This window comes from Comamonas testosteroni, assembly GCF_000761245.1.
GTDB lineage: Bacteria > Pseudomonadota > Gammaproteobacteria > Burkholderiales > Burkholderiaceae_C > Comamonas > Comamonas testosteroni_C.
In genome coordinates this window covers 1-20,635 of sequence record NZ_AWOR01000071.1, presented here as the reverse complement: position 1 = coordinate 20,635, position 20,635 = coordinate 1, and the positions used below count along the sequence as shown (strand labels likewise).

Here is a 20,635-nt window from a genome sequence, read left to right as displayed (position 1 = left end):
CCTGGATGCCCGAGGTGGACCAGGCGGGAAAGGCCGCAGCGGCCGCAGCGATGGCGGCGTGCACATCGGCGGCATTGCCCTGGGCGTACTCACCGATCACATCGGACAGGTCGCTGGGGTTGGTGTTGGAGGAGTAGCTGTCAGCAGCCGTCCATTGGCCGTTGATGAGGTTGTCGTAGCGGGACATGAGGTGCTCCGTAAGAAAAAGAAGGGGCGAAGAGAGCGTCGTACAAATCAGGGCACGGCCCAGGCCAGAGATGCCGAGCAAGGGCAGCCCCGCAGCGATGGCGTCGTTCCCCTGGGGGGAAGGCGCGCAGCGCCACAGGGGGGAGGCATTACCTCACCATGCAAGGCCGTTTGTTGTCGAACCTCCAGCCAGGGATCAGGTGTTGCATGGCGATGGCGTCATCGCGCGCGCCCAGGCCATGCTCCAGGTACAGAACATTGGCGCGCTTGAGCGCCTCGCGGTCCACGGTCACGCCCAGGCCAGGGGTCTTGGGCACCTCCACAAAACCGCCCCTGATCTGCAGGGGTTGCTGCGTGAGGTACTGGCCGTCCTGCCAGATCCAGTGCGTGTCGATGGCCGTGACCTTGCCGGGCACCGCGGCGGCCACATGGGTGAACATGGCCAGCGAGATGTCGAAGTGGTTGTTGGAGTGCGAGCCCCAGGTCAGGCCCCAGTCGCGGCAGGTCTGGCCCACGCGCACCGAGCCGGCCATGGTCCAGAAATGGGGGTCGGCCAGGGGAATGTCCACGGACTGCAGCGACAGGGCGTGCACCATCTGGCGCCAGTCGGTGGCAACCATATTGGTGGCCGTGGGCAGGCCGGTGGCGCGGCGAAATTCAGCCATGACTTCTCGGCCCGAGAAACCGCCTTCGGCGCCGCAGGGGTCTTCGGCATAGGCCAGCACGCCGCGCATATCGCGCATCAGGCGCACGGCATCCTTGAGCAGCCAGCCCCCGTTGGGGTCCAGGGTGACGCGGGCATCGGGGAAACGTTTGGCCAGCGCGGTCACGGCCTCGACTTCCTGCTCGCCGGCCAGCACGCCGCCCTTGAGCTTGAAGTCGTTGAAGCCGTAGCGTGCGTAGGCCGCTTCGGCCTGGCGCACGATGGCCTCGGGCGTCATGGCCGTCATGTGGCGCACCTGGCTCCAGTCGTCCGTGCCCAGCTTGTCCTCGCCGGGCTTGACGTAGTCCAGGCCGGTCTTGTCCGAGGGGCCGACAAAGAACAGATAGCCCAGCATTTCCACGCGATCGCGCTGCTGGCCTTCGCCCAGCAGCGCGGCCACGGGCACGCCCAGGTGCTGGCCCAGCAGATCCAGCAGTGCGGATTCGATGGCAGTCACGGCGTGCACACCGATACGCAGGTCAAAGGTCTGCAGGCCGCGGCCGCCGGTATCGCGCCCTTCCAGGGATTTCTGCAGCTCTTGCAGCAGTTGCAGGTGCTGGCCGACAGAGCGGCCGATCAGCACGTGCCTGCTGTCCTCCAGAGCCTGTCGAATGCCTTCCCCTCCCGGCACCTCGCCCACCCCGGTACGACCCGCACTGTCGTGCACTAGCACGATGTTACGCGTGAAGTAGGGCGCGTGGGCGCCGCTGAGGTTCATGAGCATGCCGTCGCGGCCGGCGACGGGGATGACTTCAATGGCGGTGATGGTCGGGGTAGTGGACATGGAAAAGCTCTTCAACAGACTCGGAGGGAAAGGAAAATCATTGCGCGGCGGACCAGGGCACCTCGACCGCGGGACGGCCCGTGGCGATGAACTGCTGCAGGTTGTGCAGCACCAGATCGGCCATGGCGCGGCGGGTTTCGTGGGTGCCGCTGGCGATGTGGGGGGCCAGCACCACGTTGTCCAGGGCCAGCAGCGTCGGCAGGGGACGGGGCTCGTCCTCGAACACGTCAAGCCCGGCACCGGCGATGCGCTTGCTCTCCAGGGCATCGGCCAGGGCGGCTTCGTCGACCACGCTGCCGCGCGCCACATTGACCAGAAAGCCCTGCGGGCCCAGGGCCGCCAGCACTTCGGCGTTCACCAGGTGACGCGTGCCTTCACCGCCGGCAGCGGTGATGACCAGGATGTCGGCCCAGCGCGCCAGCTCCAGCAGCGAGGGCTGATACTGGTGAGGCGAGCCTTCGACGGGACGGCGGTTGTGGTAGGCCACTTCCATGTCGAAACCCGAGGCGCGGCGCGCCACGGTGCTGCCGATGCGGCCCATGCCGAAGATGCCCAGACGCTTGCCGCTGGCGCGGGTGCGGACGCCGAAGCGGCCCTGGCTCCAGCCTCCGCGGCGCACGAAGCGGTCGGACTCGCTGAGGCCGCGCGTGACATCCAGCAGCAGCGCAAAAGCCAGATCGGCCACGCAATCGTCGAGCACGCCTGGCGTATAGCCCACACGCGCGCCCCGGCGCAGCAAAGCGTCCTTGTCCAATGCGTCGAAGCCCACGCCGAAGCTGCTCACGAACTTGAGATGGGGCAGTGCATCGACCACGCGCGCGGGCAGGCCCATGGCGGCCGAGGTGACCGCATATTCGAACCGGCCGCCATGCTCGGCAAGAAAGCGCTCGGGATCGGGCTGATCGCAGAGGATGCTCACGTCGTAGGCTTGGGCCAGTTCGGCATCAAGCTGGGTCAGCGGCATCTTGCCGTATTGAAGAACGCGTGGTCGGATGGTCGCCATGCCTTGGGATCCTTGGAACTTGCGGGAACTGAAAGCCCCCGGTGAAAAGGGCCTGCGTGGTGGCAGGCCTGCCGAGCTGACCAGAGGCCAGCCCGTTGTTTTATCTCAGTTGTCTGTGGTGCTCGATGTGGAACAAAGCGTCTGGAACCGGCATGACCAACGGCGAGAGACACCGAGCAAGGGCCTACGCCGGCCGCGCCGCCCCTCCGCGAGGGTGTCGCCGGTTGCCCAGACGCCCCCCTCCCGTAGCGAGAGAGGGCGCCGTGCACACGGGGGAAGGTGCGAAGCGACTCAGGGGGTGTTTCATATCAATCCGCTGTGATCTTGCGGGTCTGGATCAGCTGCTTCCAGCGCTCGTTCTCCTGGGCCTGAAAGCGCGTGAATTCCTCGGGTGTGTTGCCCACGATTTCCAGCCCCTGCTCCACAAAGCGCTTGCGGATATCGGGCTGCTGCACGGCGGCAATGGCGGCCTTGGCCAGTCTGGCCTTGACATCGGCCGGCAAGCCCTTGGGAGCGGCCATGCCTTGCCAGGAGTAGACCTCGGCACCCTTGACGCCGGACTCGGCCAGTGTGGGCACATCGGGCAGCACGGGTGAGCGCTGGCTGCCGGTCACGGCAATGGCGCGCAGCTTGCCGCTGCGCAGATGGGACAGCACGGCGTTGACGTTCTGGAACGAGAAATCCACCTGGCCACCCAGCAGATCGGTGATCGCCGGTGCTCCGCCCTTGTAAGGCACATGCACGGCTTCGGTACCCGTTTGCTGCCAGAACAGCTCGGCCGACAGATGGTCCGAGGAGCCGTTGCCGGAGCTGGCAAAGCTGATCTTGCCGGGATTGGCCTTGAGCGCGGCAATCACTTCGCTCACGCTGCGGGCCTTTTGCGTCGGGCTGGCAACGAGCACATTGGGAGCCTGCACGGGAATGGTGATGTAGTCGAAATCCTTGCCGGCGTCATAGGGCACGTTCCTGACCATATGCGGGGTCACCACAAAGGGGCCCAGCGATGCCACCAGCAAGGTGTAGCCGTCGGCGGCTGCGCGCTTGACGGCTCCCGCACCAATGGTGCCCGTGGCGCCAGGACGGTTTTCCACGACAAAGGGCTTGCCCAGTTGCTCGCCCATGCTCAGGGCCAGGGCCCGCGCCACGGTGTCGGTGGAGCCGCCGGCCGGAAAGGGCACGATGATGTTGACGGGCTTGTCGGGAAAGCTGCCGGCCGCCTGGACGGCCAGTGCCAGGGTGGCGCCCAGCGTGATCAGTATCTTTTTCATGCTTTGTCTCCTGAAGACGCGGGGCCCGATTCTTGGCCTGGCCCCTGCATCGGGTCTTACTGGGGGCCGAGCTTGTCGATCAGGACCTTGAGCTCCTCCATCTCGGCAGGCTTGAGGTCGGTCAGGGGAGCGCGCACGGGACCGGCATCGTGGCCGACCAGCTTGGCGCCGGCCTTGATGATGCTCACGCCATAGCCTTCGACACGGTTGCGGATCTTCAGATAGGGCATGAAGAATTCCTTGAGCAGCTTGTGCTGCGTGGCCTGGTCATCGGTGCGCACGGCCTCGTAGAACTGCATCGCCGTCCTGGGAATGAAGTTGAAGACGGCAGAGGAATACACGGGGGTGCCCAGAGCCTTGTAGGCGGCCGCATAGACCTCGGCCGTGGGCAGTCCGCCCAGGTAGGCGAAGCGGTCACCCATCTTCATGAAGATGGAGGACATGGTCTCGATATTGCCCAGGCCGTCCTTGAAGCCCACCAGGTTGGGGCAGCGCTCGGCCAGGATGGCCAGGGATTCGGGCGTGAAGCGGGAGCGGTCGCGGTTGTAGACGATGACGCCGAAATCCACGCTCTTGCAGACCTGCTCCACATGGGCGATCAGGCCTTCCTGGCCGGCTTCGGTCAGGTAATGAGGCATCAGCAAAATGCCGTGGGCGCCCAGTCGTTCGGCCTCTTGCGCATGGGCAATGGCGGTGCGGGTGGGACCGCCGGCGCCGGCGATGATGGGCACCTTGCCGCGGCAGGTATCCACGGCGGTCTTGATGATCTGGCCGTATTCCTCGCCATGCAGCGAGAAGTATTCGCCCGTGCCACCGGCGGCGAACAGGGCACTGGCGCCGTAGGGAGCCAGCCATTCAAGGCGTGCGGCATAACCCTTGGCATTGAAGTTGCCCTGGGCATCGAAGTCCGTCACGGGGAAGGACAGCAGGCCGGAACTCATCACGTCTTTGAGGTCTTGGGGTGTCATGGTAATCCTTGAAAAGAGGAGAGCAAAAAAGATCTGGCAGCTCAATCCAGCTGCAGTTGGGCGGCTTGCACCACGGTGCGCCAGCGCGCGCGCTCGGCGTTGAAGAATTTGTCGGTTTCGGCGGGCGTCATCGTGACGACCTCGGCACCCTGGCCGGTCAGCCGGGAGCGGACCTCGGTGGAGCGGATGGCTGCGAGCAGCACCTGGTTCACACGCTGCACCACGGCGTCAGGCGTCTTGGCGGGCAGCACCACGCCCTGCCAGGTGCCCGAGGCAAAACCCTGTGCGCCCTGTTCCGCCAGCGTCGGCACATCGGCAATCAGGGGCATGCGGGTGTTCTTGGAAATGCCCAGCAGCTTGAGCTTGCCGCTTTGCACATGCGGATAGGTGGCCAGCATGCCGTTCATCAGCACCTGAGTCTGGCCTGCCACCGTGTCCTGCACCGACTGCACACCGCCCTTGTAGGGCACATACACCCATTTGGCGCCGGTGATGCGGGCCAGCTCCACGCCGGCCAGATGGGGGGCACTGCCCGATGCGGTGACGGCAAAGTTCAGGTCCTGCTTCTTGGACAGCTCCACCAGTTCCTTGAGATTGCTGGCCTGGACGGAGGGGTGCACCACCAGCATATGGGGCGAATAGGCCAGCATGGCCGCACCGCGCAGCGCCTTGGAAGGGTCGAAGCTGAGCTTGGTATAGATCGAGGGAGAGATGGCCAGTGCGCCGAGATCGCAGAGCAACCAGGTATAGCCATCGGCCGGCGCCCGGGCGACGAATTCAGCGCCCAGATTGCCATTGGCGCCAGGCTTGTTGTCGATCACCACGGTCTGCTTGAGCTCCTGGGAAATCAGTTGCCCGATGGAGCGCGCAATGATGTCGGAGCTGCCGCCGGGCGGATAGGGCACGACCAGACGGATGGGCTTGCTGGGCCAGGCATCGGCAGCCAGCAATGTGGACGACAGCAAACCGCCGGCCGCCAGGGCCAGCAGAGAGCGCAGAAAGTGCGTGCGTCGGACCATGGTGAAATGTCTCCTTGTTGTGGTCAGTCATCATACAACTAGGTTTTTTTGAACACCAAGACATTTTTTCTAAGGGTAAGCACGGATCGCAGCCGTTTACCAGGCCTCAGCTTGCGTCACTTTCACTCATTGAATACGCCTAAAGCTCAATATTTAAAGGAGCTTCAAGCTATCATTTTTGAAATATCAACAAGTATTCAGCGCAGCCGGGACACCACGGCCACCACCACGGCCACCACATGCCGCCGGCAGCCCCGCCGGTTGCTGCGGTCGGCCTCTTCCATCAAGCGCCGGCCCGGGCCAGGGTACCGGGCTCAGGGCTCAGGGCTCAGACTCAGACGCTGGGCCAGGCGCAAACGCTCCCGCGAGTTGGTCAGATGGATGCGCATGGCGGCACGGGCCGAATCGGCGTCCTGGCGCACGATGGCGGCATAGATCTCCTCGTGCTCGCGGTTCACCCGGCGCAGATAGTCGGGATCGCGCGCCGGCGTATGCATGGAGGCAATGCGATTGCGCGGAATCAGCAGCGTTCCGAAGTGCTGCAGGATGTCCTGGAAATACCGGTTGCCTGTGGCCTGCGCGATGCTCAGGTGAAAGGCCAGATCATGCTCGACGGTGTCGTGCCCCAGGGCGAAATGATGCTCGAACGCCTGCAGAGCCTCGCTCATGACCTGCAGATGGGCCTCGCTGCGGCGCTGGGCAGCCAGACCGGCAGCCTCGGTTTCCAGACTGATGCGCAGCTCCAGCACGGCCAGCACATCGACGGACTCGCTGAGCTCGCGTGCGCTGAGCATGGGGCTTGCGCTCTGGCGCGCGGGCAGCACAAACGTGCCTATGCCATGTCGGGTCTCGACCAGCCCCGCCGCCTGCAATTTGGACAGCGCCTCGCGCACCACGGTGCGGCTGACGTCATAGCTGCGCACGAGTTCGGACTCGGTAGGCAGCTTGTCCCCCTCATGCAGCAGGCCCTGGCGGATCTTGTGCTCGAACTCCTCGGACAACAGATTCGCCAGACTGCGGCTGCCCTTGCTGGTCTTGCTGCGCAGCGCGTACCCCTCCGTCAGCGGCAAAGACGGGGTTGATTGGGGTAATTCCGATGTCTGAGTACTCATGAGCCTGATGATAATGGCTTTCAGTTGTACGACAACATACCACATCGCAGCACTGTTTCCACTCCGGCCGGAGCTTCTTCACCGCATCCGTCATCTCAAGATGAGCACCTTTCACCAGATCCGCCACATCCGCATCACGCCGATTGCCTTCCGCGATCCGCCGTTGCTCAACGCCGCCGGCATTCACGAGCCCTGGGCGCTGCGCTCCATCATCGAGATCGAGACCGCCTCGGGCCTGGTCGGCATCAACGAGAGCTATGGCGACCAGCCCATGCTGGATGCCCTGGCCAAGGCCGCACCGGCTCTGCTCGGGCTCTCGCCCTGGGCGCTCAATGAAATGGAGGCCCGCGTCGCCGCCGTGGTCACTCCGCCCAAACTCACGGCTTCGGAATTTCTGGGCCAGCAGGTCTCGCTGGCCCCTGGCACCCATGTCTCCAAGACCGTGGCCAAGGTGGTCAGCGCCTTCGAAGTCGCGATGCTGGACCTGCAGGGCCAGATGGCCCGGGCACCCATCGTCGACCTGCTGGGCGGACCCGCACGCGACCGCGTGCCCTACTCGGCCTATCTGTTCTACAAATACGCCGAGCATGTGGGCCAGCCCTATACACCCGACGCCTGGGGCGAAGCCCTGACGCCGGCCCAGCTGGTGGCCCAGGCCCGGCGCATGATCGACCAGTACGGCTTCCAGAGCATCAAGCTCAAGGCCGGCACGCTGGCGCCCGAGCAGGAGGCCGCCGGCATCCTGGCACTGGCCGAGGCCTTCCCAGGCACACCTCTGCGCATCGACCCGAATGGCAACTGGACCGTGGAAACCAGCCTGAAGATCGTGCAGCAGTTGCGCGGCGTGCTTGAGTACTACGAGGACCCTGCCCCGGGCCTGGACGGTATGGCCGCCGTGGCTCGCGAGTGCGACGTGCCCCTGGCCACGAATATGGTGGTGACGGACTTTGCCGAGTTCCGCCGCAACGCCGACATGGGCTGCCCCGTGAAGATCGTGCTCAGCGACCACCATTACTGGGGCGGCCTGCGCGCCACACAGCGCCTGTCCACGCTGTGCCGCACCTTCGACCTGGGTCTGTCCATGCACAGCAACTCCCACCTGGGCGTGAGCCTGGTGGCCATGACTCATCTGTGCGCCAGCGTACCCCTGCTGACCTATGCCTGCGACACCCACTATCCCTGGCAGGACGAGGAAGTCGTCGAGGGCGGGCGCCTGCAGTTCGAGCAGGGCAGCCTGCGTGTGCCCACCACGCCCGGCCTGGGCGTGACCCTGGACCGCGAAGCCCTGGCACGCCTGCATGACAACTATCTGCATTGCGGTATCCGCAACCGCGACGACCTGGGCCAGATGCGCAAATACGACCCGGAATTCACCGGCAAGCAACCGCGCTTCTGAATTCCCGCCCCTGCACAAAACAGACCGCACAGAGCAAACATTCAGCCCAAGCCGAGCTGGTCCGATCGCACCCCTTTACACAGCGCAAAAAGACGCTTTTCAACCGGAGACAACCACCATGCAACGCCGCACCCTGCTTCAATCCACCCTCGCCGCCAGCGCCCTGCTGCTGGGCGCATCCCTTGTCGCCGCACCGGCCCTGGCACAGGGCAACTGGCCCACGGGCAAGCCCATTACCTATCTGGTGCCGTTCCCCCCTGGCGGCAATACCGACACCCTGGCGCGCGTGATTGCGCAGCCGCTGAGCAAGGCCCTGGGCACGCCCGTGGTCATCGAGAACAAGGGCGGCGCCGGCGGCAGCGTGGGCTCGGCGCTGGCGGCACGCGCCCCGGCCGACGGCTACACCATTCTGGGCGGCACCATCAGCTCGCACGCCATCAATGTCAGCCTGTACTCCAAGCTGGACTATGACCCCGTCAAGTCCTTCACTCCCGTCGCCATGCTCGGCTCCGGCCCTCTGGTGCTGGTGGTGCCTGCCTCCAGCCCCTACAAGACTCTGGCCGACGTGCTGGCCGGCAGCAAGGCCAAGGCCTCGTCGGGCGGCCTGACCTCGGCCTCTCCGGGCAACGGCACCTCCAACCACATGGCGCTGGAGTTGCTGGCCTACCAGACCGGAGTGAAGTTCACCCATGTGCCCTACAAGGGCAGCGGTCCTGCCGTGCAGGATGTCATGGGCGGACAGGTGGACATGATGTTCGACACTGCTCTGGTCGTCGGCCCGCACATCCAGTCCGGCAAGCTGCGCCCCATCGCCGTGAGCAGCTCCAAGCGCCTGGAATCACTGCCCGATGTACCCACGATTGCCGAGGCCGGCGAGAAGGGTTTCGACATGGGCTCTTGGCAGGCCGTTTTCGCCCCTGCGGGAACGCCCAAGCCCATCGTGGACCGCCTGCATGCCGAAATCCTGAAGATCGTCGCCACCCCCGAAGTCCAGGCACGCCTCAAGAACTTCGGCATGCTGCCGTCGAACATGACGACCGTCGAACTGGCCGACTATCAGAAGGCCGAGGTGAGCAAGTGGGCCAAGGTGATCAAGTCTGCTGGAATAAAGGCTGAATAACCCCCTGAGGCGCTTCGCGCCTTCCCCGTTGCACGGCGCCCCTTCTCGCTTCGCGGAGGGGGAGGCGGCTCTTGCTCGGCGTTCCTGAGTTGGGACGTGAAGTTTGCGAGGGCTGCACTCCGATTGCGACAGGCACCTAGAAAATTGAGACATTGCCATGAGTACCCCACTTCCGCTTTCCATCAGCATGCATCCGGCCGACAACGTGGCCATCGTGGCCAATGACGGGGGGTTGCCTGCGGGCACGGTGATGCCCGGGGGGCTGGTGCTGATCGACAAGGTGCCGCAGGCGCACAAGGTGGCGCTGGTGGACATTCCCGAAGGCGGCGCGGTGCGCCGCTACAACGTGATCATCGGCTATGCGCTCAAGCCCATTGCCGCCGGCAGCTGGGTGCACGAGCGCTTGCTGCAGATGCCCGAGGCTCGCTCGCTTGAGGGCCTGCCCATCGCCACCGTCAAGCCGCCCGTGCTGGAGCCGCTTGAAGGCTATACCTTCGAGGGCTACCGCAATGCGGACGGCACGGTGGGCACGCGCAACATCCTGGCCATCACCACCACGGTGCAATGCGTGGCCGGAGTACTGGACTTTGCGGTGCGCCGCATCAAGTCCGAGCTGCTGCCCCGATACCCCCGTGTTGACGACGTGGTGGGCCTGGAGCACAGCTATGGCTGCGGCGTGGCCATCGATGCCGTGGGAGCCGAGATCCCGCAGCGCACGCTGCGCAACATCAGCCGCAATCCCAACTTCGGCGGCGAGGTCATGGTGGTCAGCCTGGGGTGCGAGAAGCTGCAGCCCGAACGCCTGCTGCCGCCGGGCAGCTTTCCCATCGTCGATGAGCGTGAGCCCGAGCTGGACGTGGTCTGCCTGCAGGACGAAGCCCATGTGGGCTTTATGTCCATGATCGACTCCATCATGCGCCAGGCCGAGCAGCATCTGCGCCGCCTCGACGCCCGCCGCCGCGAGACCGTGCCCGCCAGCGCCCTGGTGGTGGGCGTGCAATGCGGGGGCAGCGACGCCTTCAGCGGCGTCACGGCCAACCCGGCCGTGGGCTTTTGCACCGACTTGCTGGTGCGCGCGGGCGCCACCGTGATGTTCAGCGAGGTGACCGAGGTGCGCGACGGCATCGACCAGCTCACCTCGCGCGCCGCAAGCCCCGAAGTGGCCGAAGCCATGATCGAGGAAATGGCCTGGTACGACGCCTATCTCGACAAGGGCCGCGTGGACCGCAGCGCCAACACCACGCCGGGCAATAAAAAGGGCGGATTGTCGAACATCGTCGAGAAGGCCATGGGCTCCATCATCAAGAGCGGTACGGCCCCCATCACCGGCGTGCTGTCGCCGGGTCAGCGCCTGGCCGATCGCGACATCGGTCAGGGTCTGGTCTATGCGGCCACGCCGGCCAGCGACTTCATCTGCGGCACGCTGCAGCTGGCAGCGGGAATGAACCTGCATGTCTTCACCACGGGCCGCGGCACGCCCTACGGTCTGGCACAGGTGCCGGTGATCAAGGTGGCCACGCGCAGCGACCTGGCGCGACGCTGGCACGATCTGATGGATATCAACGCCGGACGCATTGCCGACGGCGAGGCAACGATCGAAGACATAGGCTGGGAGATGTTCAGGCTGATGCTCGATGTCGCCAGCGGTCGCAAAAAGACCTGGGCCGAGCATTGGCAGTTGCACAACGCGCTGGTGCTGTTCAACCCGGCTCCGGTGACCTGAATCCGTACGGCGCACACACCTCGAGAGCGCTCTCGAATCCAGAGCGCTTTGCGAAGCCACCATCCGGGCTCAGACAGAATCACCGGAAACGCTGCCATATGGCGGCGTTTCTGGTTTGCGCATGCTCCGTCAGGCCTGCATGGAACCCGTCTTCAGATAGCGCTGGTGCCAGGCATAAGCCTGATCGAGCAAATGTGGCGTGTGCTTGCCCGGTGCGTCGCGCAGCGCGCGCTCCAGATACTCGCTCATCGCCACCTTGTAGTCGGGGTGCACGCATTTCTCGATGATCAAACGTGCGCGCTGCACCGGAGCCAGGCCGCGCAGATCGGCCAGCCCCTGCTCGGTCACGATGACCTGCACGTCGTGCTCGGTGTGATCGACATGGGAGACCATGGGCACGATGCAGCTGATCTTGCCGTCCTTGGCCGTGGATGGCGTCATGAAGATCGACAGATAGGCGTTGCGTGCAAAGTCGCCGCTGCCGCCAATGCCGTTCATGATGGACGAGCCCATGACATGCGTGCTGTTGACGTTGCCGTACATATCGGCCTCGATCAGCGCGTTCATCGAGATCAAACCCATGCGGCGGATCAACTCCGGGTGGTTCGATATCTCCTGCGGGCGCAGCATGATGCGCTGGCGGTAGTAGTCGATGTTGGCCAGAAAGCGCTCCATGGCCGCCGGGCTCAGTGCCAGCGAGGTGGTCGATGCGGTATCGAGCTTGCCTGACTCCAGCATGTCCAGCATGCCGTCCTGCAGCACTTCGGTATAGGCGTTCAGGTGGTCGAACGGGCCGTTGTTCAAACCCGCCAGCACGGCGTTGGCGATATTGCCAACGCCCGACTGCAGCGGTAGCAACTCGGGTGGCAGGCGGCCAGCGCTCACCTCGTGCTGCAAAAAGTCGATGATGTTCTCGGCAATGTGCATGGAGCCTTCATCGGGTGCCGTGAACGCTGCCAGCCTGTCACGCTGGACCGTTGGCACCACGGCAATCACCTTGCTCAGATCGCAATGCAGATAGGGCTCACCAATGCGGTCGAACGGGTGCTCCATGGGTATGGGCTTGCGCTTTGGCGGCACTGCCGCGCCGTAGTAGATATCGTGCATGCCCTCGAGCTCGGCGGGCTGGGCGCTGTTGACTTCGAGAATGATCTTGTCGGCCTGCTCCAGCCAGGTCTTGTTGTTGCCCACCGAAGTCGACGGAATCAGGCGACCGTCGGGCAGGATGCCCGCCACTTCGATCACCGCCACGTCAAGATGACCGAGGAAGCCGAACCACACATGCTGCGCCACATGGGACAGATGGATGTCCACATACTGCATGCGCCCCTCGTTGATCTCTTTGCGCACCGTGGGATCACTCTGGTAGGGCAGGCGGCGCTCGATGCCACGCACCTTGGCCAATGCCCCGTCAAGCTCGGCCGAAGTCGAAGCCCCCGTCCACAGGCTGATGCGGAAATTGCCGCCGTTGGCGTTCTGCGCTTCGATGCGGCGTGCCAATGCCTGGGGCACGGCCTTGGGTGCGCCTGCGGGAGTGAAGCCGCTCATGCCCAGCGTCATGCCTGATTGAATCAGGCCGGCGGCCTGGTCCGCCGTCATGATGCGTTCGCGCAAGACAGGGCAAAGCACGCGATCTGCAGGAGATGCGGTGGAAAAGGAAGTCTGCATGTAATGTGTCTCGTCTTGCCAGCCTTCTTGAAGAGGGATGGTATTTTTTGTAGTTGAGGAGTTGCATTTTGACTGGTGCAAACCCGGATTGAACTACGACACACAGAGGGTCGCCAAGCGTAGTTGACTAGAGAAAACCCCGATGCGCTTTCTTTAAAGAAGCCGGCGAAATTGGATTCACAACTCAAAAAAGTGAGCATCCATCGCACAACGGATAAAGGATGAAAACTTGAAACCGCTGAAATTAATCACCATGGCAGAGTTGCCAGAATGCAGGCGGAAATTACAAAATATTCGCCTGTACTCACTGCCAGCAGACATAGGCTGACAAAACCACCATGGTTCAGCAACCAGAATTAGACACATGGCTTTTGATACCTCCGGCTGGCAGCACAAGCTGCGACGCCTCGTCCACCCCCTGCAACCGCTGATCGACTCCGTACAACTTTGGCTGCAGGCCGACGGTCTGCGCATGAGTGCCGCCATGTCTTTCTACGGCATGCTGAGCCTGGCACCACTGCTGCTGGCTGTCGTGGGGCTGCTGGGCTGGTGGCTGGATCGCAGCTATGTGGAAAGCACCTTGATCAGCCAGATACAGAGCGTGGTCGGGGAACGCGCGGCACAGGTCGTCAAGAGTGCGCTGGCCAGCGCCCAGAACGCCAATCAGGGATCGCTCGCGTCCGTGCTCGGTCTGATGATGATGCTCTCGGGCGCCACGGGCGTGTTTGTGGAGCTGCAGGCTTCACTGGACAAGCTCTGGTCTATGGGCGAAGAGTCGCGCCCGCAGGAAAACAAGCCCTGGTGGAGCATGGCCATCTCACGTCTGTGGGGGTTGAGCTATGTCGTGGGCCTGGGCTTTTTGCTGCTGGTGTCCATGGTGCTTTCAACCGCCATCCAGATGATCACCAAATGGGCCAATGACGAGTTGCAGCTTGTGCCGCTGGGCCCGCTGATGGGGCTGATCAACGAGGGTCTGTCCTTCGGCATTGCGGTGCTGCTGTTCTGGGGTCTGATGCGCATGGGTAGCGGCATCAAACCCGCCACCAAATACCTGCTGCTGGGCTCGCTGACGGGAGCAGCCCTGTTCACCATCGGCAAACAGGCCCTGGCCTGGTATCTGTCCACTGCCGCCGTGGTATCGGCCTATGGTGCAGCCGGCTCGCTGGTGGTCGTGCTGATGTGGTTTTATTTCACCTCGGCCATCCTGCTGTTCTCGGCGGCCACCGCCAAGGCCTGCAGCAAGTCCAAGGTCCAACTGGGCATCCCGTTTGTCTCGCGCAAAACGTCCAGCGCCACACTCATGGATGTGCAGCGTCTTCCCGAAAATGCAGGGGAGAACATATGAGGCGGCCGAGATCGACTGCCATACCTGCGCTCACAACCATCTGCCTCATGTCGAAAATGTAAAAAGGCCTGCTGATGCAGGCCTTTTGCTCGGGGCAAGGTGGAATTACTTTTCTACAAACGCACGCTCAATGACAAAGTCGCCGGGCGTGGTGGTGTTGCCTTCCTTGAAGCCGCGCTTTTCCAGCAGTTCCTTGAGTTCGGACAGCATGGCGGGGCTGCCGCACAGCATGACGCGATCGGTCTCGGGATTCAGATCGGGCAGACCCAGGTTTTGCGGGAAGGTGCCGTTGTTGATCTGGGCCGAGATACGGCCCTGATTGCGGAAGGGCTCGCGTGTCACCGTGGGGTAGTAATGCAGCTTGCCCTTGACGATATCGCCGAGGAATTCATGCTCGGGCAATTCCTTCTCGAACAGCTCCTGATAGGCCAGCTCCTGCACCTGACGCACGCCATGCACCACGACCACATTGTCGAAACGCTCATACGTCTCGGGGTCTCGCGCCACGGCCAGCCAGGGAGCCAGGCCGGTGCCCGTGCCGATCAGATACAGATTCTTGCCTGGCAGCAGATAGTCGATCAGCAGCGTGCCTGTGGGCTTCTTGCCCACGATGATGGTGTCACCCACCTGGATGTTCTGCAGCTTGGAGGTCAAAGGGCCTTCGGGTACCTTGATGGACAGGAACTCCAGATGCTCTTCGTAGTTGGGGCTGGCGATGGAGTAGGCGCGCAGCAGGTTTTTGCCATCCACCTTCAGGCCGATCATGGTGAAGTGGCCGTTGGAAAAGCGCAGCGATGTGTCGCGGGTGGTGGTGAAGGAGAAAAGACGGTCGGTCCAGTGGTGGACGGACAGCACGCGTTCTTCAAGAAAAGCACTCATGATTCGTCTGAAATAAAAACTCGAAGCAGAAAACCTGCGCGGCAAATGCTGGGCGGTGGCGGGGCACTGCAGGTCAGAGCTGCTAGCGCGTTGGCTGCCGGTTGCCAAGCGGGACAAGACCTATATTGTCCGGCAATTGCACAGAAACGGGTGAATCACACATGAATGTCTTGAGATCGAATAGTGATAAGCAGAATGAAGCGTTCAGATACCGCCCGATCGCCGAAAAACTGTCTCACCCATCTTGACTCATGGAAAACGCTGCTCTAGGATCATTTCCCACGCGCTTTGAACAAGCGCTTTATTTGTCTATATAAATGCTCAAATTGAGCATTAATGATTGCGGCGACCCAGTATCTCAGACCATGGTCGCCCACCTAGCACCAAGGAGAATGACAATGCAGCTGCGCTGGTCCCTGCCCCTGCTGACACTGGCCGCCCTGCCCGCCTGGGCACAGGGCGTGATCAAGATTGGCGAAATCAACAGCTACAAGGCTCAACCCGCGTTTCTGGAGCCCTACAAGAAGGGCATGGAACTGGCGGTGGAGCAGGTCAATGCCGCAGGCGGCATTGCCGGCAAGAAGCTGCAGCTCATCGTGCGCGACGACAACGCCACCCCGGGCGATGCCGTGCGTGCCGCCGAAGAGCTCTACACGCGTGAAAAAATCGATGTGCTCACGGGCAGCTTTCTCTCGCATGTGGGTCTGGCACTGACCGATTACGCCAAGCAGAAAAAGCGCTTCTTCCTCGCCTCCGAGCCGCTGACTGACAAGATCGTCTGGGCCGACGGCAATCACTACACCTACCGTCTGCGCGGCTCCACCTATATGCAGACCGCCATGCTGGTGGAGGAAGCGCTCAAGCTCAATAAGAAGCGCTGGGCCATCGTCTACCCCAACTACGAATACGGTCAGTCTGCGATTGCCACCTTCAAGACGCTGATGAAAGCCAGGCAGCCCGACATCGAGTTTGTGGCTGAGCAGGCACCGGCGCTTGGCAAGATCGACGCCGGCTCCGTCGTGCAGGCACTCGCTGATGCCAAGCCCGACGCCATCTTCAACGTGCTGTTTGCCACCGACCTCGGCAAGTTCGTGCGCGAGGGCAATACACGCGGCCTTTTCAAGGGCCGCGAAGTCGTGGGCCTGCTGACGGCCGAGCCCGAATACCTGGACCCGCTCAAGAAGGAAGCGCCTATCGGCTGGACCGTGACCGGCTACCCCTGGTATTCCATCAACACCCCCGAGCATGCCGCCTTCCTCAAGGCCTACCAGGCCAGGTTCAAGGACTACCCGCGCCTGGGCACCATCGTGGGCTACAACGCCATCCAGTCGATTGCTGCGGGTCTGCGCAAGACCAAGGGCGACCCCGACACCGAAAAGCTGATTGCGGCATTCAAGGGCCTGGAAGTCGCCACGCCTTTCGGCCCTATCACCTACCGCGCCCAGGACAACCAGTCCACGATGGGTGCCTATGTGGGCAAGACCGCCTATGACGAAAAACTCAAGCGCGGCGTGCTGGTCAACTACCGCTATGCCGACGGCAAGCACTACCAGCCCACGGACGAGGAAGTGAAGAAGCTGCGCCCCGCGACAGCGAACTGATTTCGCTTCAGCGAAAATGTCGGGCCACCTGCATTCACGCAGGTGGCTTTTCTTATTCACCCACACTATGTCGAGCTTCAGGAGCTACGCAGCATGAGTGCATCCGGCCTGCTGGCCCAGCTGCTCAACGGACTGGCCAGCGCATCGTCGCTGTTTCTGGTTTCGGTCGGGCTGTCGCTGATCTTTGGTGTCACCCGCACCATCAACTTCGCCCATGGCTCGTTCTATATGCTGGGCGCCTTCATCGCCTACAGCAGCGTGGACTGGCTCTCGCCCCATATTGGCTTCTGGCCCGCGCTGCTGGTGGCTCCGCTGGCCTGCGGCGCGCTCGGGGCACTGACCGAGACACTGCTGTTGCGCCGCATCTACAAGGCACCCGAGCTGTTCCAGCTGCTGGCCACTTTTGCGCTGGTACTGGTCATCAAGGACGCAGCGCTGTGGCTGTGGGGCCCCGAGGAACTGTTCGGCCCGCGTGCGCAGGGCCTCGAAGGCTCGGTGGAGATTCTGGGCCGTCAGTTCCCTACCTACGATCTTTTTTTGATAGCTGTCGGCCCATGCGTGCTCTTGGGTTTGACGCTTTTATTGACCAAGACTCGCTTTGGCACCCTGGTGCGTGCCGCCACGCAGGACCGCGAAATGGTGGGCGCTCTGGGCGTCAACCAGGCCTGGCTGTTCACCGCCGTGTTCGCACTGGGCACGCTGCTGGCAGGCCTGGGCGGCGCGCTGCAACTGCCGCGCGAGCCCGCGAGCCTGGAGATGGACATACTCACCATCGGCGCCGCGTTTGTGGTGGTCGTGGTCGGTGGCATGGGCAGCATACCGGGCGCCTTCATTGCCGCGTTGCTGGTGGCAGAGCTCAAGGCCGTCTGTATCTGGCTGGGCGTGCAGGAGATCGCGGGTCTTGAGCTGTCGTTCTCCAAGCTCACGCTGGTGGTGGAGTTCCTGGTCATGGCCGTGGTGCTGATCTGGCGACCCTGGGGCCTGCTGGGCAAGCCACAGGCGCTGGCACGCAGCGCTGGCGAGCCCGAGCAACCGCTGCGTCCTGCTGGCCGTGGAGCAACTGCCGCATGGCTGGGCCTGCTGGCCCTGATGGTGCTGCTGCCTCTGATGGCAAGCGGCGCCGAAGGCGGCAGCTACGCCACCGTGCTGTTGGCCGACATCTTTGTCGCCGCACTGTTCGCGAGCAGTCTGCACTTCATACTCGGGCCCGGCGGCATGCACTCCTTCGGTCATGCGGCCTACTTTGGCCTCGGTGCCTACGGTGCGGCACTGCTGGTGCGTACGCTGGATCTGCCCATGGAGGCCGCGCTGCTGCTCGGACCCCTGGCCGCCGCTGCTGGCGCCCTGCTCTATGGCTGGTTCTGCGTGCGGCTGTCAGGCGTCTATCTGACCATGCTGACACTGGCGTTTGCGCAGATCAGCTGGGCCATCGTCTTTCAGTGGGATGACTTCACCGGCGGCAGCAACGGCGTGACCGGCGTGTGGCCGCCAGATTGGCAAATTACATGGGCCTCGCAGGGTGCGGCGTTTTACTGGCTGGCTCTAGGCGTCTGTGCGCTGGGCATCTATCTGCTGCGCCGCCTGCTGTTTTCGCCTCTGGGCTACGCGCTGCGCGCATCGCGCGACTCGGCGCTACGGGCAGATGCGATCGGCATCGACGTGCGCCGCATTCAGTGGACGGCGTTCGTGATCGCCGGTCTGTTTGCCGGTCTGGCCGGAGCGCTGTTTGCCTTCAGCAAGGGCGGCGTGGCACCTGACGCCATGTCGGTCACCAAGTCGGTGGACGCGCTGGTCATGGTGCTGCTGGGCGGCGTGCAGACGCTGGCCGGCCCCGTAGTGGGTGCAGCGGCCTTCACCTGGCTGCACGACACCGTGGCACGCAACACCGAATACTGGCGCGCGCTGATGGGGGCGACCATGCTAGTGCTGGTGCTGCTGGCACCGCAGGGAATTGCAGGCTATGTGCAAGTTTTGTGGGCACGAGCGGCTATTAGAAACAAAGCAAAGGCCGCATCATGAGCCTGCTGCAAGTACAGAACCTCAGCAAGGCCTTTGGCGGCGTGAAAGCCGTGCAGAGCGTCTCATTCGACCTGCGGGCGGGCGAGTTGCTGGCCCTGATTGGCCCCAACGGCGCGGGCAAGAGCACTACCTTCAACATGGTCGGTGGCCAGTTGCCGCCCGATAGCGGCCAGGTGCTGCTGAACGGCCAGCCCATCACGGGCCTGCCGCCGCGCGCCATCTGGCGCAAGGGTGTGGGGCGCACCTTCCAGATTGCACAGACTTTTGCCTCGCTCAGCGTGGTGGAAAACGTGCAGATGGCCCTGCTCTCGGCCGACCGCAAAATCTTCAGCTGGTGGCCACGTGCCGCCAGCCACCGCCGTGCCGATGCCCTGACTCTGCTGGAGCAGGTGGACATGGCCGCCCAAGCCGATCGCCCGTGCAGCGCTCTGGCCTATGGCGATGTAAAACGAGCGGAGTTGGCCATGGCGCTGGCCCATGACCCGCAATTGCTGCTCATGGACGAACCCACGGCCGGCATGGCCCCGGGCGAGCGTGTGGCCCTGATGCAGCTGACGCGCCGGATTGCGCTGCAGCGCCGCATGGGCGTGCTGTTTACCGAGCACAGCATGGATGTGGTTTTCGGTCAGGCCGACCGAGTGGCCGTGCTGGTGCGCGGCCAGTTGCTGGCCGAAGGCAGTCCGCAGGCCATTCGCGACGATGCGCGCGTGCAGCAGGCCTATCTGGGCACAGGTCTGGTTCTGGAAAAGCAATGAAATGCCTCCTGAGACGCAAAGCGCCTCCCCCCTCACTGGTGCTGCGCACCCGAGGGGAGCGACACCCACGCTGCGAGGCGGCTCTTGCTCGGTGTCACTCATCAAAATCGGGCCCGTGTCACCCACAGCGAACGACGCTCGCCACACCGGATTCTTGCCATGCAAAAAAATAGCAGCCAGCGCTTGATGGACAGGGACCAGAGCCCGAAATTGCTTGAAGTCCAGGACCTCAACGCCTGGTATGGCGCGGCCCACATCCTGCATGAGGTATCGCTGAACGTGGGGCGCGGCGAGGTCGTGGCGCTGATGGGGCGCAACGGCGCGGGCAAGTCCACCACGCTCAAAAGCATTGCTGCCCTGGTGCCGCGCCGCGAAGGCAGTATCCGCTTCATGGGAGAGGCGCTGGAGAAAAAGGCTTCGCACCAGATCGCGCAGCGCGGCCTGGGCTATGTGCCCGAGGACCGCCGCATCTTTACCGAACTGACGGTGCTGGAAAACCTCGAGGTCGGCAAGCAAAAGCCACGCCGCTGGCCCGATGGCCAGGCCGTGCCGCACTGGACGCCCGAAAAACTGTTTGCGCTTTTCCCCAACCTGGGCGAGATGCCCGAGCGCCTTGGCGGGCGCATGAGCGGTGGCGAGCAGCAGATGCTTAGCGTGGCCCGCACGCTGATGGGCCAGCCCTGTCTGGTGCTGCTGGACGAGCCCTCCGAGGGGGTTGCTCCGCTGATCGTCGAGCAGATGGCGCGCACGATTCTGGAGCTCAAGGCTCAGGGCATTGGCATCTTGCTCAGCGAGCAGAACCTGCCGTTTGCCGAGGTCGTGGCCGACCGGGCCTATGTGCTGGAAAAAGGCCAGATCGTGCACGCGGCCAGCATGGCCGAGCTGGCGTGCGACAAGGCGGCACGCCAGCAATATCTGGGCGTTTGAAGGCCGAGGTTCAGCGCGTTGGCAGCAAGGGCGTCAGCGCGCGCAGCCGGCTGGAGCGCAACAGGCTGCTCGGCAGCAGATAGCGGCCGCCCAGAATCGGCAGATCCACCTCGGTAAATACCACCTCAAGATCCGCACCGCTTTGCAACCAGGCCCGCC

At 63.5% G+C, this 20,635-nt stretch carries 17 protein-coding genes; 8 read left to right on the top strand and 9 right to left on the bottom strand.

Translation table 11 applies throughout. The annotated features are described in order from the left end of the window. The 7 genes from P353_RS21725 to P353_RS21695 all read right to left on the bottom strand — a co-directional run. On the bottom strand, positions 1-187 hold a 187-nt coding region (locus P353_RS21725; protein ID WP_034374453.1), incomplete at its 3' end, for an aldehyde dehydrogenase family protein. A 148-nt stretch (positions 188-335) separates the two neighbouring features. Then, positions 336-1,673, bottom strand: coding sequence for an enolase C-terminal domain-like protein (locus P353_RS21720; RefSeq protein WP_034374450.1), 1,338 nt, complete (start codon positions 1,671-1,673; stop codon positions 336-338). Positions 1,674-1,710: 37 nt separating this feature from the next. After that, positions 1,711-2,676 (bottom strand): 2-hydroxyacid dehydrogenase, encoded by a 966-nt coding sequence (locus P353_RS21715; protein ID WP_034374449.1) that lies wholly within the window; start codon positions 2,674-2,676, stop codon positions 1,711-1,713. A 308-nt stretch (positions 2,677-2,984) separates the two neighbouring features. Further along, positions 2,985-3,944 (bottom strand): Bug family tripartite tricarboxylate transporter substrate binding protein, encoded by a 960-nt coding sequence (locus tag P353_RS21710; protein ID WP_034374447.1) that lies wholly within the window; start codon positions 3,942-3,944, stop codon positions 2,985-2,987. Between the two features lie 56 nt (positions 3,945-4,000). Beyond that, positions 4,001-4,912, bottom strand: coding sequence for a 5-dehydro-4-deoxyglucarate dehydratase (gene kdgD, locus P353_RS21705; protein WP_034374444.1), 912 nt, complete (start codon positions 4,910-4,912; stop codon positions 4,001-4,003). Between the two features lie 41 nt (positions 4,913-4,953). Then, positions 4,954-5,931: a Bug family tripartite tricarboxylate transporter substrate binding protein gene (locus tag P353_RS21700; protein ID WP_034374442.1), complete on the bottom strand. Its 978-nt coding sequence runs from the start codon at positions 5,929-5,931 to the stop codon at positions 4,954-4,956. Positions 5,932-6,245: 314 nt separating this feature from the next. Continuing rightward, positions 6,246-7,001 carry a FadR/GntR family transcriptional regulator gene (locus tag P353_RS21695; protein WP_080750639.1) on the bottom strand — a complete coding sequence of 252 codons (756 nt, stop codon included), beginning with the start codon at positions 6,999-7,001 and terminating at the stop codon, positions 6,246-6,248. A gap of 142 nt (positions 7,002-7,143) precedes the next feature. On the opposite strand from P353_RS21695, the gene P353_RS21690 reads away from it, so the two are divergent. The 3 genes from P353_RS21690 to garD all read left to right on the top strand — a co-directional run bounded on the left by P353_RS21690 (position 7,144) and on the right by garD (position 11,282). Continuing rightward, on the top strand, positions 7,144-8,439 hold the full coding sequence (locus P353_RS21690) for a glucarate dehydratase family protein (protein WP_034374439.1): 1,296 nt from the start codon (positions 7,144-7,146) through the stop codon (positions 8,437-8,439). A gap of 118 nt (positions 8,440-8,557) precedes the next feature. Then, positions 8,558-9,559 carry a Bug family tripartite tricarboxylate transporter substrate binding protein gene (locus P353_RS21685; RefSeq protein WP_034374437.1) on the top strand — a complete coding sequence of 334 codons (1,002 nt, stop codon included), beginning with the start codon at positions 8,558-8,560 and terminating at the stop codon, positions 9,557-9,559. A gap of 157 nt (positions 9,560-9,716) precedes the next feature. Then, positions 9,717-11,282: a galactarate dehydratase gene (gene garD, locus P353_RS21680; RefSeq protein ID WP_034374434.1), complete on the top strand. Its 1,566-nt coding sequence runs from the start codon at positions 9,717-9,719 to the stop codon at positions 11,280-11,282. A 129-nt stretch (positions 11,283-11,411) separates the two neighbouring features. Here the strand turns inward: garD and P353_RS21675 are convergent, their stop codons facing one another. Next, complete coding sequence (locus P353_RS21675) at positions 11,412-12,950, bottom strand: acetyl-CoA hydrolase/transferase family protein (protein ID WP_034374432.1); 1,539 nt, start codon at positions 12,948-12,950, stop codon at positions 11,412-11,414. Positions 12,951-13,314: 364 nt separating this feature from the next. Here P353_RS21675 and P353_RS21670 point away from each other — a divergent pair, with 364 nt between their 5' ends. Continuing rightward, a complete protein-coding gene (locus P353_RS21670) occupies positions 13,315-14,295 on the top strand; it encodes a YihY/virulence factor BrkB family protein (protein ID WP_034374429.1) in 981 nt (326 codons plus the stop codon). A 105-nt stretch (positions 14,296-14,400) separates the two neighbouring features. On the opposite strand, the gene P353_RS21665 is transcribed toward P353_RS21670, so the two are convergent. Further along, positions 14,401-15,174 (bottom strand): ferredoxin--NADP reductase, encoded by a 774-nt coding sequence (locus P353_RS21665; RefSeq protein ID WP_003059561.1) that lies wholly within the window; start codon positions 15,172-15,174, stop codon positions 14,401-14,403. A 398-nt stretch (positions 15,175-15,572) separates the two neighbouring features. Between P353_RS21665 and P353_RS21660 the strand changes: the two genes are divergently transcribed. The 4 genes from P353_RS21660 to P353_RS21645 all read left to right on the top strand — a co-directional run bounded on the left by P353_RS21660 (position 15,573) and on the right by P353_RS21645 (position 20,476). Continuing rightward, the gene (locus P353_RS21660; protein WP_034374427.1) at positions 15,573-16,775 is read left to right on the top strand and encodes an ABC transporter substrate-binding protein; all 1,203 of its coding nucleotides are present in this window, start codon (positions 15,573-15,575) and stop codon (positions 16,773-16,775) included. A 93-nt stretch (positions 16,776-16,868) separates the two neighbouring features. Next, a complete protein-coding gene (locus tag P353_RS21655) occupies positions 16,869-18,794 on the top strand; it encodes an ABC transporter permease (protein ID WP_034374424.1) in 1,926 nt (641 codons plus the stop codon). Beyond that, positions 18,791-19,549, top strand: coding sequence for an ABC transporter ATP-binding protein (locus tag P353_RS21650; protein WP_034374420.1), 759 nt, complete (start codon positions 18,791-18,793; stop codon positions 19,547-19,549). Before P353_RS21655 ends, P353_RS21650 begins: the two co-directional genes overlap by 4 nt. A 159-nt stretch (positions 19,550-19,708) precedes the next feature. After that, a complete protein-coding gene (locus P353_RS21645; RefSeq protein ID WP_034374418.1) occupies positions 19,709-20,476 on the top strand; it encodes an ABC transporter ATP-binding protein in 768 nt (255 codons plus the stop codon). Positions 20,477-20,635 lie beyond the last annotated feature (159 nt).

Bases quoted from the DNA above. Each gene is read 5' to 3' on its own strand.
- P353_RS21720 (WP_034374450.1), bottom strand. From the start codon at position 1,673: ATGTCCACTACCCCGACCATCACCGCCATTGAAGTCATCCCCGTCGCC.
- P353_RS21715 (WP_034374449.1), bottom strand. From the start codon at position 2,676: ATGGCGACCATCCGACCACGCGTTCTTCAATACGGCAAGATGCCGCTG.
- P353_RS21710 (WP_034374447.1), bottom strand. From the start codon at position 3,944: ATGAAAAAGATACTGATCACGCTGGGCGCCACCCTGGCACTGGCCGTC.
- kdgD (WP_034374444.1), bottom strand. From the start codon at position 4,912: ATGACACCCCAAGACCTCAAAGACGTGATGAGTTCCGGCCTGCTGTCC.
- P353_RS21700 (WP_034374442.1), bottom strand. From the start codon at position 5,931: ATGGTCCGACGCACGCACTTTCTGCGCTCTCTGCTGGCCCTGGCGGCC.
- P353_RS21690 (WP_034374439.1), top strand. From the start codon at position 7,144: ATGAGCACCTTTCACCAGATCCGCCACATCCGCATCACGCCGATTGCC.
- P353_RS21685 (WP_034374437.1), top strand. From the start codon at position 8,558: ATGCAACGCCGCACCCTGCTTCAATCCACCCTCGCCGCCAGCGCCCTG.
- garD (WP_034374434.1), top strand. From the start codon at position 9,717: ATGAGTACCCCACTTCCGCTTTCCATCAGCATGCATCCGGCCGACAAC.
- P353_RS21675 (WP_034374432.1), bottom strand. From the start codon at position 12,950: ATGCAGACTTCCTTTTCCACCGCATCTCCTGCAGATCGCGTGCTTTGC.
- P353_RS21670 (WP_034374429.1), top strand. From the start codon at position 13,315: ATGGCTTTTGATACCTCCGGCTGGCAGCACAAGCTGCGACGCCTCGTC.
- P353_RS21665 (WP_003059561.1), bottom strand. From the start codon at position 15,174: ATGAGTGCTTTTCTTGAAGAACGCGTGCTGTCCGTCCACCACTGGACC.
- P353_RS21660 (WP_034374427.1), top strand. From the start codon at position 15,573: ATGCAGCTGCGCTGGTCCCTGCCCCTGCTGACACTGGCCGCCCTGCCC.
- P353_RS21655 (WP_034374424.1), top strand. From the start codon at position 16,869: ATGAGTGCATCCGGCCTGCTGGCCCAGCTGCTCAACGGACTGGCCAGC.
- P353_RS21650 (WP_034374420.1), top strand. From the start codon at position 18,791: ATGAGCCTGCTGCAAGTACAGAACCTCAGCAAGGCCTTTGGCGGCGTG.
- P353_RS21645 (WP_034374418.1), top strand. From the start codon at position 19,709: ATGCAAAAAAATAGCAGCCAGCGCTTGATGGACAGGGACCAGAGCCCG.